The organism is Streptomyces sp. LUP30, assembly GCF_001746365.1.
In the GTDB taxonomy this organism is placed as follows: Bacteria; Actinomycetota; Actinomycetes; order Streptomycetales; family Streptomycetaceae; genus Streptomyces.
In genome coordinates this window covers 157,727-172,126 of record NZ_MJAJ01000003.1, presented here as the reverse complement: position 1 = coordinate 172,126, position 14,400 = coordinate 157,727, and the positions used below count along the sequence as shown (strand labels likewise).

11 protein-coding genes are annotated in these 14,400 nt (G+C 70.5%); 4 read left to right on the top strand and 7 right to left on the bottom strand.

Annotated features, from left to right (window positions below):
* The first annotated feature begins 129 nt into the window (after positions 1 to 129).
* Entirely contained in the window at positions 130 to 1,758 is a 1,629-nt protein-coding gene (locus BG482_RS04270) for a PucR family transcriptional regulator (protein WP_079141569.1), read from the top strand.
* A 49-nt stretch (positions 1,759 to 1,807) separates the two neighbouring features.
* Here BG482_RS04270 and BG482_RS04265 read toward each other — a convergent pair whose 3' ends face one another.
* The 3 genes from BG482_RS04265 to BG482_RS04255 all read right to left on the bottom strand — a co-directional run bounded on the left by BG482_RS04265 (position 1,808) and on the right by BG482_RS04255 (position 5,332).
* On the bottom strand, positions 1,808 to 2,866 hold the full coding sequence (locus BG482_RS04265) for a tartrate dehydrogenase (protein ID WP_069767486.1): 1,059 nt from the start codon (positions 2,864 to 2,866) through the stop codon (positions 1,808 to 1,810).
* Positions 2,867 to 2,939: 73 nt separating this feature from the next.
* A complete protein-coding gene (locus BG482_RS04260; RefSeq protein WP_069767485.1) occupies positions 2,940 to 3,824 on the bottom strand; it encodes a LysR family transcriptional regulator in 885 nt (294 codons plus the stop codon).
* Positions 3,825 to 4,063: 239 nt separating this feature from the next.
* Positions 4,064 to 5,332 carry an aspartate aminotransferase family protein gene (locus BG482_RS04255; RefSeq protein ID WP_069767627.1) on the bottom strand — a complete coding sequence of 423 codons (1,269 nt, stop codon included), beginning with the start codon at positions 5,330 to 5,332 and terminating at the stop codon, positions 4,064 to 4,066.
* Between the two features lie 223 nt (positions 5,333 to 5,555).
* Between BG482_RS04255 and BG482_RS04250 the strand changes: the two genes are divergently transcribed.
* Positions 5,556 to 7,241, top strand: a complete 1,686-nt coding sequence (locus tag BG482_RS04250) for a PucR family transcriptional regulator (protein ID WP_079141568.1) — start codon at positions 5,556 to 5,558, stop codon at positions 7,239 to 7,241.
* A 263-nt stretch (positions 7,242 to 7,504) separates the two neighbouring features.
* Here the strand turns inward: BG482_RS04250 and BG482_RS04245 are convergent, their stop codons facing one another.
* Positions 7,505 to 8,845, bottom strand: a complete 1,341-nt coding sequence (locus tag BG482_RS04245; RefSeq protein ID WP_069767484.1) for a class I SAM-dependent RNA methyltransferase — start codon at positions 8,843 to 8,845, stop codon at positions 7,505 to 7,507.
* A gap of 107 nt (positions 8,846 to 8,952) precedes the next feature.
* Complete coding sequence (locus BG482_RS04240) at positions 8,953 to 11,052, bottom strand: APC family permease (RefSeq protein WP_069767483.1); 2,100 nt, start codon at positions 11,050 to 11,052, stop codon at positions 8,953 to 8,955.
* A gap of 451 nt (positions 11,053 to 11,503) precedes the next feature.
* On the opposite strand from BG482_RS04240, the gene BG482_RS04235 reads away from it, so the two are divergent.
* Both BG482_RS04235 and BG482_RS04230 read left to right on the top strand, forming a co-directional pair.
* Complete coding sequence (locus BG482_RS04235; protein ID WP_069767482.1) at positions 11,504 to 12,172, top strand: TrkA family potassium uptake protein; 669 nt, start codon at positions 11,504 to 11,506, stop codon at positions 12,170 to 12,172.
* Complete coding sequence (locus BG482_RS04230) at positions 12,172 to 12,855, top strand: TrkA family potassium uptake protein (protein WP_069767481.1); 684 nt, start codon at positions 12,172 to 12,174, stop codon at positions 12,853 to 12,855. Before BG482_RS04235 ends, BG482_RS04230 begins: the two co-directional genes overlap by 1 nt.
* A 198-nt stretch (positions 12,856 to 13,053) precedes the next feature.
* On the opposite strand, the gene BG482_RS04225 is transcribed toward BG482_RS04230, so the two are convergent.
* On the bottom strand, positions 13,054 to 13,827 hold the full coding sequence (locus BG482_RS04225) for a DUF3159 domain-containing protein (RefSeq protein ID WP_069767480.1): 774 nt from the start codon (positions 13,825 to 13,827) through the stop codon (positions 13,054 to 13,056).
* 3 nt (positions 13,828 to 13,830) lie between these two features.
* A complete protein-coding gene (locus BG482_RS04220) occupies positions 13,831 to 14,229 on the bottom strand; it encodes an OB-fold nucleic acid binding domain-containing protein (protein WP_078615454.1) in 399 nt (132 codons plus the stop codon).
* Positions 14,230 to 14,400 lie beyond the last annotated feature (171 nt).

Below are 14,400 nucleotides of genomic sequence, written 5' to 3'. Positions count from 1 at the left end.
CGCTTCAGGGCCTTCTCGAGACGGTCTGTCACTGCGGACGACCGGACCGCTCGAATGACGGCCCGCCTCTTGTCACGATGAGTGGCCGGTGCGAAGGTGAGCCCCATTCCGTCGGATGAAAGACCCCTTATGCCGCCCAGACACCATGCAAGCGGGCACTTTCCTACCCTTAGGGAGGTACTGGGCCTGCCCGTGCTCGCCGAGGGCATGCCTCGCGTGCTGGCCGGCGAGGCACGGCTGGACAGCCCGGTGCGCTGGGTGCATGTCACCGAGCTGCTCAACCCCGCGGACTTCCTGGAGGGCGGCGAGCTGATCCTGACGACCGGCGTGCCGCATCCAGAGGACGCCTCCGAGCTGCGCGGCTACGTCGACCAGCTCGCGGACGTCGACGCGGCCGGCCTGATCGTGGAGCTCGGCTACCGGTACCAGAAGGTGCCCCAGGAGCTCGTGGCGGCGTGCCGTGCCCGTGATGTTCCGCTGGTCGAACTGGCCCGTGGCGTCCGGTTCGTCGACGTCACGCAGACGGTGCACGCGCTCATTCTGGACGCCCAGGGGGCCCTGCTGCGCCGCGGGCGGGACATCCAGGACATCTTCACGGCCTTGACGCTGCGGGGCGCGGACCCCGAGCAGCTGGTGCACACCACCGCGGAGCTCACCGGAGCGCCCGTGGTGCTGGAGGATCTCACCCACCGGGTCCTGATGTGCGAGCTGCTCGGCCGGCCGTACGAACCGGTGGTGTCGGCCTGGTCGCGGCGTTCGCGGGCCGCCCCGACGCCGGAGAGGCTCACGCCGAGCGGCCCGGAGGGGTGGCTGATCGCGCCGGTGCAGGACCACCACGGGCCGTGGGGACGGCTGGTCCTGCTGGAGGACCGGCTGAGCGCCGAGCCCGACCCGGAGCACGTCCTGGTGCTGGAGCGTGCGGCGGTCGCGCTGACCATGGCGCGTCTGGCGGGGCAGGCATGGTGGGAGCGCCGGGCCCACCGCTCCGTACTGCGGGACCTGTACGAACGGCGTTTCCGCTCCCCCGCGGACGCCCGCGCCCGCGCCGAGGCACTGGGACTGCCCACCCTCGGACACCGCCTCTTCGCCGCGGTCATCCGCCACCCGTACACCGGCACCGCGGGGGAGCACCTCGACGAACGGATCGCGAAGGCGCTGACGCACACCGGTGTCCGCGCCCTGGTCGGCGAGACGGCCCCGGGCCGCATCGGTGTGCTCATGGCTCTGGCACAGGCGAGCGCCTGGCAGCCGGTCGCCGAGCAGATAGGCCGTCTGACCCGGGAGGAGCTCGGACCGCGGGCCGTCGTCGCCGTCGGCCCCGGGGTGACCGACCTCGGCGGGATCGCCCGGTCGTGGCAGGAGGCGGAGCAGACGGCCGAGGCCATCACACCGGCCTCCCCGGAGCGGTGGTTCTACGTCCCCGCCGACGTCCGGCTGCCGGAGTTGCTGGGCGTCCTTCGGGAGGACACCCGTCTTCAGCGGTACGCGGAACGGCAACTGACCCGCCTCATCGAGCACGACGACCGCAACAACGGCGATCTGCTCCCGGCACTGCGCGCCTATCTGGCGGCGGCCGGGAACAAGTCGGTCGCGGCGAAACGCGCCGGCATGTCCCGGCAGGCGTACTACCAGCGTCTGCACACCATCGAACGGCTCCTCGGCTGCGACCTGGAATCAGGTCTGGAGCGCACGTCCCTGCACGTCGCGGTGCTGGTTCTGGACGCGGGAGAAGCAGCGGCAGAGGGCGCGCGGGGATGACTGGTGGGCGGCGGCGTCGTTCCTGCCGCCCACCGCGGAAGAACTTGGTTCAGAGAAGCGCGATCAGCCGGTCGGTGAACTCGGCGGTGGTCGCGGCTCCGCCCAGGTCACGGGTGCGGGTATCGGTCTTGGCCAGGACCGACGCGATCGCGTCCGTGATGTCCCTGGCCGCGGCCGGGTGGCCGAGGTGGTCGAGCATCATGGCCGCGGACCAGATCGCGCCCAGCGGGTTGGCGATGCCCTGGCCCGCGATGTCGGGCGCTGAGCCGTGCACCGGCTCGAACATCGAGGGGAAGTCACCCTCCGGGTTGAGGTTGGCCGCCGGGGCGACGCCGATGGATCCGGCGACCGCGGCCGCGAGGTCGCTGAGGATGTCGCCGAAGAGGTTGGAGGCGACGACCACGTCGAAGCGGGCGGGGTCCAGGACGAACTTGGCCGCCAGAGCGTCGATGTGCTCCTGGTCCCAGGTGACGCCGGGGTGTTCGGCGGCCCGCTCGGCGATCAGCTCGTCCCAGAACGGCATGGTGTGAATGATGCCGTTGGACTTGGTTGCGGAGGTGACCTTCCCTCTGCGGCGCGCGGCGAGCGAGAACGCGTAGTCGGCGACACGGGTGACCCCGGCCCGGGTGAACACCGCTTCCTGGACGGCCAGCTCCTCGGGCGTGCCCTGGTTCAGCCGGCCGCCGATCTCGCTGTACTCGCCCTCGACGTTCTCCCGCACGACGACGAGATCGACCTCGCCCGGCCGTGCGCCGCGCACCGGACTGTCGATGCCCGCGAAGACACGGACGGGCCGGAGGTTGACGTACTGGCGGAAGCTGCGCCGTATCGGGATCAGCAGCCCCCACAGCGAGACATGGTCCGGGACCCCCGGGTAGCCGACGGCGCCCAGCAGGATCGCGTCCTTGTCGCGCAGCTGGTCGATACCGTCGGCGGGCATCATGGCGCCCTCCCGCAGGTACCGCTCGCACGACCAGTCGTACGACGTGTAGGAGAGGCTGAAGCCGTGGCGGCGGCCGAGGACGTCGAGCACCTGCTGGGCTGGGGGCAGTACCTCGGCGCCGATGCCGTCGCCGGGGATCAGGGCAATGCGGTGGTTGGTCGTCATGCCGTCGATTGCAGCAAGGCGGTCCGCGGGGCGTCCAAGACGCAAAGCGGATATCCCTGATAAGCGGCGCCTATCAGCTGCCGGCAGCCGGGATGGCGGCCGCCAGGAACGCGGCAGCCGCCGGCGACAGGCTGCCGCGGCGGCTGACGAGAGCGATGTCCAAGGTGGTCTCCGGCTCGATGTCCAGCACGCGGGCGCCCAGCCGCTGGGCGAGGTCCCGCCAGGAATCCATGATCACCGCGAGCCCGACACCGGCCAGCACCAGGGGCATGAGCGACACCCGGTGCTCGGTCTCGGCGGCGATGGTGAACTCGATGCCCTGGTCCAGCAGCGCGTCGACGTAGGCGCGCATCCCGGTGCCCGGCTGTCCGACGATCAGCCGCTGTCCTGCGAGCTCCTGGCACTCCACCGCCGTCCGGCCGGCGAACGGGCCGTCGGTCGGCACCATCAGCACGAAGCGCTGCCGCTCCAGCGCGTGGGAGACGACCTCCTTGTCGGAGAACGGCCCGGTGGATGCCAAGAGCCCTAGCTCCACGGCACCCGTACGCACCATGTCGGTCACCTCACGCGCGGTGAACGCCGCTTTGATGGCCACGGACACGCCGGGATACCGGTGGGTGAAGGTACTCACCAGATGCGTAAGCGGCTCCACCGCCTGCGACGGCACGGATGCCACGTCCAGGCGCCCCTCACGCAGCTCGTGCACCGCCGCGACACTCGCCCGCGCCGTCTCCAGACTCCGCACGGCCTCCCGGGCAGGCTCGATCAGAGCCCTCCCGGCCTCCGTCAACACTGCCCTGCGCCCGATGCGACGGAACAACTCGGAACCGAGATCACGCTCCAGTGCACGCACGGCCTGCGACAGCGACGGCTGCGACACGTACAGAGCCGAGGCCGCACGGTTGAACCCCCCACGATCAACGATCGCAAGGAAGTACTCCAGCTGCCGAATGTCCATTACGCACACTCTGCCCCTCGATAAGGCAGCCGACGACTCGATGGGTCCGGACCAACGTTCCCTGAGCGCCGTGTTGCCCTCTCACCGCGGTGATGGGCATGGACGAGGCGATCGTCGCCACCACGCAGGCCCGCCACGGCCCGGACGCGAGGCAGCGGTGTCGAGGCCTGTGCGCTCGCCACCAGACGGACCGTCGCCGCGGTGACGACCGCACAGGAGCCCTCGGTGCGGTGGGTCTGTCATCGCCGCGCCGCTCCCGATGTGCCGGCCTCCACCGCGGCCGCCCATGCCTGGAGTCCCTGGTCCACCGCCGTCTCGTCGATCACCAGGGCCGGGATCATCCGCACGACCTGGTTCCAGGCGCCGCACAGAAGCAGCAGCAGGCCCTGGTCGACAGCGGCACGCTGCACGCGGGCGGCGGTCTCGGGGTCCGGGCTGCCGTCCTCGGTGACGAACTCGGTGGCGAGCATGAGGCCGAGGCCGCGTACGTCGCCGATGCCTGCGGTCCGGTCGGCCACCGCCTCCAGGCCCTGGCGAAGGCGCTTGCCCATCGCCTCGGCGTTCTCGACGAGCTTCTCGTCGTGGACGATGTCGAGGGTGGCGCAGGCCGCCGCGCAGGCGACGGCGTTGGCGCCATACGTACCGCCCTGCGATCCCGGCCACGCCTTGGCCATCAGCGCCTCGGAGGCGGCGATGCCTGCCAGCGGGAAGCCGCTGGCCAGTCCCTTTGCGGTGACGAGGATGTCGGGTGTGACCTCGAAGTGCTCGTGTCCCCAGAACCGGCCGGTGCGGCCCACTCCGGTCTGCACCTCGTCGAAGATCAGCAGAAAGCCGTGCCGGTCGGCCCGCTCCCGCAGGCCCTCCAGAAAGGCGCGGGTCGCGGGCACGTAACCCCCCTCGCCGAGCACCGGCTCGACGATGACGGCGGCCGTGTCAGCAGGTGAGGAGATCGTCTGGAGTGTGTAGTCCAGCTCCTGCAGGGCGAATCGTGTCGCGGTCTCCTCGTCCCAGCCGTAGCGGAAGGCGGCAGGGAAGGGGGTGACCACGACACCGCTCATCAACGGGGAGAAGCCGGACCGGAAGCGGGTGCCGGAGGTCGTCATCGAGGCGGCGGCCACCGTACGACCGTGGAAGCCGCCATGGCAGACCAGGATGTTCGGCCGACCGGTGGCCTGCCGGGCCAGCCGCAGCGCCGCCTCCACCGCCTCGCTGCCGGAGTTGGTGAAGAACAGGCTGTCGAGCCCCTCGGGAAGGACCTCGCCCAGTTTGCCGACCAGCCGCTGCAGCGGCTGGTGCATGACCGTCGTGTACTGGCCGTGGACGAGGGTGCCCACCTGTTCCCGGGCAGCCGCCACGACCCTGGGGTGGCAGTGCCCGGTGCTGGTCACGCCGATGCCGGCGGTGAAGTCGAGGTAGCGGCGGCCGTCCTCACCGTAGAGGTGGACGCCCTCTCCCCGGACCGCCACCACGGGCGTGGCCTGGCGAAGGTGCGGCGACAGTGCAGTCATGTTCGTCTCCCGGCGGATCGTCGGTCTGGCTCCGGTCCGGTCGAGCATCTCCGCGTACCTCGATGACACCAATGCTCGATCTGTCCGCCCGCGCCGCGGCATCTGGACGTTGTGTCAGCCGCACCGGGCAGCACGCCCCGCTCACCCTGCTCAGCGGCCCTTACATAGCTCTTGCGCAGGTCAGTGAGGCTTGTCAGGGTGACGGAGCACCCAGGGAGGTCCCATGCGCGAGAAGCACCACACGGCTGCGAGGCCCGTCGCCGACGGTCCTGACGCCTCCCTGGCAGGCCCGGACATGGCCACCGCCGGCCGTCCGCTCACCGTGGCCGACGTTCTGACCCTTCCCGTCCTGTCCGCCGGGCAGCCGCAGGTCGTCACCGGAACAGACCTGCTCGACCGCCCCGTCCGCTGGGTTCACATGACCGAGCTGACCGACCCTGCCTCTTTCCTCAAGGGCGGCGAGCTCGTACTGACCACCGGTATGCCCCTCCCGGAGGAGCCGGCCGGAGTACGCCGCTACGTGAACGAACTCGCCGACATCGGTGCGGCGGCCTTGGTCATCGAACTGGTCCGCCGTTACCACCGCCCGCCCGACGCCCTGGTCCGTGCCTGCGAGGCCCGCGGGCTCCCCCTCGTGACCCTGGCAAAGGACGTCAACTTCCTCGAGGTCACGCAGGTCGTCCACGCTCTCATCCTCGGCAACCAGGCCGAGGAGATGCGCCGGACCCAGCGCATTCACGAGGCGTTCACCGCCCTCACCCTGCGCGGCGCCGTGCCCGAGGAGGTCGTACGTGCCGCCGCTGAGATGAGCGGCCACACCGTGGTACTGGAGAACCTGGCCCACCAGGCACTGATCTGCGCGCCCTCCGCAGGCACGGTCGAGGCAGCTCTCAGCGACTGGGAACGGCGCTCACGAGCGACACCTCCCGCCGGTCACGCATCCGTGTCCGGACCGGACCGCTGGCTCGCGACATCCGTGGAGTACCAGGGCGAGAGCTGGGGCCGGGTGGTCATGCTGCCCGCCCCTTCGGGCCGGCCCACCCCCTCGGCATTCGGCCCCACGGCCGTGACGGTCCTGGAGAGAGCTGCGATGGCCCTCACCATCGCCCGCGTCATCCAGCCCGTGCCCTGGGAACGCACCGCACAGCGCAATCTCCTGCGCGACCTCGTCGGACAACGTCACCACTCTCCTGCGGACGCCGAGGCCCGGGTCGCCGCACTGGGTCTGTCCACCAAGGACTGCAGCTTCATGGCCGTGCTCGCGGACTTCCCTCAAGAGACCGACGCGACGGAAAGCGAGGCCCTCCTCTGCGAAGAGCTGAAGAAGCAAGGGACACAGGCCCTCGTCGGCGTTCTCGGCCCCACGCGCCTCGGCATCCTCCTGTCCCTGCGCCCCGGCCGGTCCTGCCCACCCGTGGTCGAACACTTGAGCCGCACCGTACTCGAGTTGGCGCCGGGGGCCACCGTCAGCGCAGGCAGCGAGGCGACAGACCTCTTCGGTGTCGCCCGGTCCTTCCGCGAGGCGACCCGCGTCACCGAAGCCACCGAGCCCGGCCAGCCGCTCCCGCCGGGACGCGCCTACCACAAGCCATCCGACATCGGCCTGCGCCGCCTGCTCTTCGCACTCCGGGAAGACACCCGGATCCAGGACTTCACCGAGCGCCGGCTCAGCCGGCTCCTCGACCATGACGCCCGCCACGGGACGGACCTGCTGACGACCTTGCGCCACTATCTTGACGCGGCAGGCAACAAGACCCAGGCAGCCCGCTCCGGCTGTCTGTCCCGCGAGACCGTCTACCAACGTCTGCGCAGCATCGAGCGGATACTCGACTGCGATCTCGAGTCCGGCGAACACCGCACCGAACTGCACGTCGCACTCACCGCGCTCGACGTCCTACGGGTGAGGTGAGCCGGAAGGACGAAGCGGTCCGCACACGACACGTGGACCGCGTCTCCACGGTCGGCTTCAGGCGCCCCCGACAGGGTCAAGCGGACCCGTCCGCGCCGTCGCGCTCCTTCATCGAGCGGGGGTTCGATGCACTGGACCCACAAGGGAGCGGAGGACGCCCGAGGGCGATCAGTGAGCGGCTGCGCGAAGACATCCGCCTCGCAACAACCAGCCTCAACTTCGTGAGGGCCGGCATGACACGCCCGCAACAGATGAGCAGCAGGTCAGACGCCCTTAGCCACAGGCTCCAGAACAGCCACGCACTCCACGTGATGCGTCATCGGAAACAGATCGAAAGCCCGCAGTGTCCGCACCCGGTATCCGCCGTCGCGGAAGTACCCCAGGTCACGGGCCAGGGCCGCCGGGTCGCAGGCCACGTAGGCGATCTTCCGTGCGCCCAGGGACGACAGGTGCTCCACCGTCTTCTTGCCCGCGCCGGCCCGCGGCGGGTCCAGGACGATGAGGTCGACCTCGGTGATCCCGGTGCGCGGGAGGACGCTCTCGACCTTGCCCTGCTCGATCCGCACCCGGTCGAAGCCCGCGAGGTTGTGCCGGGCGTCCTCGACCGCGCGCTTGCCGGACTCGATGCCGAGCACCGCGCCCTTCTCCCCGAGGCGGTCGGCGAGCGCTCCGGCGAAGAGGCCGACGCCGCAGTACAGGTCGAGCGCCATGTCGCCCTTGCGCGGCAGCAGGCCCTGCATGACGGCCTTCACGAGGGTGTCGGCGGCCTGCGGGTGGACCTGCCAGAAGCCGCCGCTGCCGACGCGGTACGTCCGGCCGTCGGCACGCTCACGGACGAAGGCGCGGCCGTGGACGCGGTGGATGCCGCCGTCGTGCTCCTCGACGCGCATGACGGAGACGGGCTTGTCGAGCTCGACGAGGGGCAGACGGGCGCCGGGCCGGGGTTCGAGGATCACCATGCGGTCCTGGGAGCCCGTCGCGGCGATGGCGTCGACGGACTCCATCCCCGCCCAGTCACGCTGCTCGATGCCCAGCTCGCTGACGCCCTCCGCGGCGATCATGCAGTGCTCGATCGGCTCGACCTCGTGCGAGCGGTGGCGTCGCAGGCCGGCGTTGCCGTCGGCGTCCACCGCGTACTGCACGCGGGTACGCCACTGCGGCACCTGTCCGGCGGGCAGCTTGTCGCCCTCGGCCGGCATCACGGTGCCGTCCCAGCCGGCCTCCTCGGGCGTGAGGCCCGCGAGCCGCTGGAGCTGCTCTGCGATCACCTCGCCCTTGAGGCGGCGCTGCGCGCCGGGCTTGGCGTGCTGCCAGTCGCAGCCGCCGCAGCGGCCGGGGCCGGCGTAGGGGCAGGGGGCCTCGACGCGGTCCTTGGACGGCTCCAGGATCCGTACGGCGTCGGCCCGCAGGAAGCGGGCGCCCTCCTCGCCGTCGGTGACCCGGGCCACGACCCGCTCGCCGGGCAGCGTGTGCCGGACGAACAGCACCTGTCCGGCCTCGGTGCGGGCGATGCAGTGGCCGCCGTGGGCGACGGGGCCGATCTCGACCTCGTACTCCTCGCCGACGAGGGACACCGCCTGCGACTTCTTCGGTTCTGCCTGCATGGCGGGGAGACTCCACAACGTCGAACGAGGAACGGCCGGACAACAGCCCACCAGTCTACGTGGCTGTCGTCCGGCCGTTCACCACGCGCCGGTGCGCGGGGCGGGGGTCAGTGCTTGTCGTCCGGCCCCGGGGCGCCCGGCGAGCTGCCGGAACCCGACGCGGAACCCGACGGCTCCTTGGGACGGCCCACGTGTGCGGGGCCGCGGCGCACGGAACCCGGGGCGTTCCACTCCTGCCGCTTGCGCGCCCGCTTCCTCGCCGCCTCGGAGGACTGCAGCTGGTAGGGGACGGACGTGACCATGACGCCCGGCGTGAACAGCAGCCGGCCCTTGAGCCGCAGTGCGCTCTGGTTGTGCAGCAGGTGCTCGTACCAGTGGCCGACCACGTACTCGGGGATGATCACCGACACCGCGTCGCGCGGCGACTCCCGGCGCAGGCTCTTGACGTACTCGATGACCGGCCGTGTGACCTCGCGGTAGGGCGAGTCCAGCACCTTCAGCGGCACGTCGATCCCGCGCCGCTCCCACTCCGCGCGCAGCGCCTTGGTCTCGGTCGGGTCGACGTTGACGGTGAGCGCCTCCAGGGTGTCGGAGCGCATCAGCTTGGCGTAGGCGAGGGCGCGCAGCGTCGGGCGGTGGATCTTGGAGATCAGCAGCACCGAGTGGACGCGCGAGGGGCGGACGCTGTCGTCGCTGGGGCCCTCGGGAGCGGCGATCTCGGCGGCGACGCCGTCGTAGTGGCGGCGGATCGCGGTCATCGTCCCGTAGAAGATCACCATGCCGAGCAGGGCGACCCAGGCGCCGTGCGTGAACTTGGTGAGGAGGACGACGACCAGCACCAGGCCGGTGAAGAAGGCGCCGAAGGTGTTGATCGCACGCGAGCGGACCATGTGACGGCGCTTGGCCTGGTCGGTCTCGGTGGCCAGGAGGCGGTTCCAGTGGCGGACCATGCCGGTCTGGCTCAGCGTGAACGACACGAACACGCCGACGATGTAGAGCTGGATCAGCCGGGTGGAGTCGGCGCCGTAGATGACGACCAGCAGCATGGCCGTGCCGGCGAGCAGCACGATGCCGTTGGAGAAGGCGAGACGGTCGCCGCGGGTGTGCAGCTGGCGGGGCAGGTAGCGGTCCTGGGCGAGGATCGAGCCGAGCACCGGGAAGCCGTTGTAGGCGGTGTTGGCGGCCAGGAACAGCACCAGGGCCGTGGCGGCGGCGAGCACGACGAAGAAGAAGCTGCCCTTGCCGAAGACGGCCTCGGCGACCTGGGTGATCACCGGGTTCTGCACGTAGTCGGCGCCGACGCCGACCCCGTCCTTCAGCAGGTCGGTGGCCGGGTTCTCGGCCATTCGGACCTTGGTGACCAGGGCCAGGACGATGATCCCGCAGAACATGGTGACGGCCAGCAGCCCCATCGCCGCGAGCGTGGTGGCCGCGTTCTTCGACTTGGGCTTGCGGAAGGCCGGGACGCCATTGGAGATCGCCTCGACGCCGGTGAGCGCGGCGCAGCCGGAGGAGAAGGCGCGCAGCAGCAGGAAGACCAGTGCGAAACCGGCCAGGCCCTGATGCTCGGCCTTGATCGTGTACTGGGAGGTGGGGGCATGCATCGTGTCGCCGAGGACCAGCCCGCGGAAGGCCCCCCAGGCGATCATGATGAAGACGCCCGCGACGAAGACGTAGGTGGGGATCGCGAAGAGCTTGCCGGACTCCTTGACGCCGCGCAGGTTCATCAGCGTCAGCAGCACGATGACGGCGACGGCGCAGGCCACCTTGTGCTCGACGACGAACGGGATCGCGGAGCCGAGGTTCTCGATGCCGGAGGAGATGGAGACGGCGACGGTGAGGACGTAGTCGACGAGGAGCGCGCTGGCCACCGTCAGCCCGGCCTTGGGGCCGAGGTTGGTGGTGGCGACCTCGTAGTCGCCGCCGCCGCTGGGGTAGGCGTGGACGTTCTGTCGGTAGGAGGCGACCACCGTGAACATCAGCACGACGACCGCGAGGGCGATCCACGGGCTGAAGTGGTAGGCCGACACGCCCGCGATGGACAGGACCAGCAGCACCTCCCCGGGCGCATAGGCCACGGAGGACAGCGGGTCGGAAGCGAAAACGGGTAGGGCGATGCGCTTCGACAGGAGCGTTTCTCCTAGTCGATCACTGCGCAGTGCACGCCCGATCAGAATCCGTTTGGGCACGTCGGTCAGTTTGGACACAACAGAGGATCGTAGGCCTTCGAACACGGGACCGCCCACCCTCCCCCGGGCTCAGCCGGGTGACAGGCCGCCGCGTCTGCCTCCCGAGTGAAATCGGCCGGCCCCGAGTTGCGGTTTCCGCAGCCTCGTCGATCGTCATGTCTATATGACAATCCCCCGCCCGCTGACGCCCTTCGGAGGGTCCATGCACACGACCGCGGAGATCATCGGCGCCGTCGGCACCCTCGTCGGCCTCGGAATCCTTACCTTCCTCAGTCTCTGGAGCATCAGCCGCCGTTAGATCGGGCCCTGGATCGGGCGAACCGCGCGTCGACCGTGCACGGGGGGTGCCCTGCAAGGACCGCGCCTGTGTAGCTTGGGCGGCGGTCTGAGACCCTGTTCAGGGCCGAGCGCCATGGCCAGGCCAGAAAACTTATGGACTTCTTTACTTCTTGACCTCGGAAGGACGGTCGTGCACATCGTCATCATGGGCTGCGGCAGAGTGGGTTCCGCTCTCGCGCAGACCCTGGAGCAACAGGGGCACACGGTCGCCGTGATCGACCAGGACCCCACCGCCTTCCGACGACTCGGCTCCGGTTTCGGCGGCCGTCGTGTCACCGGGGTCGGCTTCGACCAGGACACCCTGCGCGAGGCCGGCATCGAGGAGGCCGGCGCGTTCGCCGCCGTCTCCAGCGGCGACAACTCCAACATCATCGCCGCCCGCGTGGCCCGCGAGATGTTCGGCATCGAGAACGTCGCCGCCCGTATCTACGACCCGCGCCGCGCCGAGGTCTACCAGCGTCTGGGCATTCCCACCGTCGCCACCGTGCGCTGGACGGCCGACCAGATGCTGCGCCGGCTGCTGCCCTCGGGCGCGGAGCCGCTGTGGCGCGACCCCACCGGCGGCGTCCAGCTCGCCGAGGTGCACGCCGCCGCGTCCTGGGTCGGCCACAAGATCAGCAAGCTGCAGGAGGAGACGGGCGTCCGCGTGGCGTTCCTGACCCGCCTCGGCGAAGCGATCCTGCCCACCTCGCAGACGGTCCTCCAGGAGGGCGACCTGGTGCACGTGATGCTGCGCACCGACGAGGTCGAGAAGGTCGAGGCCTCGTTCGCCGAGGGCCCGAAGGAGGACGGTCACTGATGAGGGTCGCCATTGCCGGAGCCGGCGCCGTCGGCCGTTCGATCGCCGGCGAACTGCTGGAGAACGGCCACGAGGTCCTGCTCGTCGACAAGGCGCCGACCGCCATCTCGGTCGAGCGCGTCCCCCAGGCGGAGTGGCTGCTGGCCGATGCCTGCGAGATCACCTCGCTGGACGAGGCCGCGCTCCAGCGCTGCAACGTGGTGATCGCCGCCACCGGCGACGACAAGGTCAACCTGGTCGTCTCGCTGCTGGCCAAGACGGAGTACGGCGTCCCGCGCGTCGTCGCACGCGTCAACAACCCGAAGAACGAGTGGCTCTTCAACGAGTCCTGGGGCGTTGACGTGGCCGTCTCGACCCCGCGCCTGATGTCGGCCCTGGTCGAGGAGGCGGTGAGCGTCGGCGACCTGGTCCGGCTGCTCCGTTTCAGCCACGGCGACGCCAACCTGGTCGAGCTGACGCTGCCCGAGGAGTCGGCGCTGGCCGGCACCCAGGTCGGCGACGTGGAGTGGCCGGAGGACACGTCCCTGGTCACCATCATTCGCGGTACCCGGGTCCTGACCCCGACCCGCGAGGACTCGCTCGAACCGGGCGACGAGCTGCTCTTCGTGGCCGCCCAGGCCCGGGAGGAGCAGCTGGAGGACCTGCTGTCGGTCCGCAAGGACGCAACCGACACCGCCGGCTGAGCCTCGGCGGTCCGGCCCGGACCCGTGCGGCCCGGACCGGACCGAGGGATACGACGATGGGGGCGCCCGGAGATCTCCGGGCGCCCCCATGCGGTTGCCATTTGCTCAGCCCGTCCGGCGTTCGAGAACGAGGCCCGTTCAGAACCGAAGCGGGGGCCGGGGGCGGCAGCCCCCGAGGCGGTCACCCCGGCACCGGGACTACCCCTCCCGACGGTGTCGCCCACCGGCCTCCGACGCCTCGGCGTCCCCGGCGGCGTCCCCGGCGGCGGCAGCGGCCTTCTCCTCCGCCTCCATCTCCGCGAACACGTCGATCGGCGCGGGCGCCTTCGCCAGGAACACCCAGGTCAGCCAGACGGCGAGCAGGAACGGCGGGATCTTCAGCGCCACGAGCACCCAGCCCAGCTGCGCGGTGTTCGCCCACCAGTAGAGCGGGAAGAGGATCGCGCACTTGGCGAGCAGGATCAGCCCCCACGCCCAACTGGCCTTGGCGTACGCCTTCTTGCGCCCCGGGTTACGGGTCCGCCAGGAGAGGTTCTCCTTGAAGACCGGGCCCAGGATCAGCCCGATCAGCGGCACCCCGCACAGGGTCGTGATGATGTAGGCAAGGGCCAGGCCCAGCGTGTAGAGCATGCCCGGCAGGTAGAAGTCCTTGGCGTTGCCGGTCATCATCGCGAAGACGACGCCGAACGCGACGCCGAAGACCCCGCTGAACGCGTGCTTGACGGTGTCCTTCATGGCCAGGCGGACCACGACCAGGACCAGCGACACCGCGAGCGCGGCGATCGCGGACATGTGCAGGTCCTTGTTGATCGTGAAGATCGTGACGAAGAGCAGGCCGGGCACCACCGTCTCGACCATTCCGCGGACGCCGCCGAACGCCTCGAACAGCGCGGCCTCGGTCACCGCCCGGGCGTCGGCCGCGGCGGTGTCCTCCGCGGTCGTGTCTTCGGTCGGCTTGTCGAGCGACGTCACCGGCTACTCCCTACCCAGGGGTCTCAGTTCGTACTTGGGGTTGAACAGCACCCGGCGGCCGCGGCTCATGGAGACCCGGCCCGATGCGATGAGCCTGCGCCCCGGTTCTATGCCCACGATGGAGCGCCTGCCCAGCCACACGACGTCGAGTGCCGCGGTGCCGTCGAACAGCTCGGCCTCCAGGGCCGGGACTCCGGCGCGCGGTCGCAGGGTGACCGTGCGCAAGGTACCAGTAACGGTGACGATCTGCCGGTCCTGGCAGTCTCCGATCCGCGTGCAACCGGCCGTCTCGGCGTCCTCTCGCAGCTCCTCGGACTCCAGGTCCTCCTGCGACGAGGAGAGCCGGTCCAGCATGCGCCGGAACCGGCCGACCGGCTTTTCGGAACGAGGAACAGCGCTCATATCTGAAGCGTACCGGGGCCCGCCGACAGAGCCGTAACCGCGGCGGTACCTGTCCGCCCGACCGGCGGCCGTCGACATGGCCGCTCGCCGTTCTCCGTACCCGCGGCCGTGCCCGAGGCCGTTCCGGGGCCGTGCCCGAGGCCGTTCCGGGGCCGTGTCCGAGACCGTCCC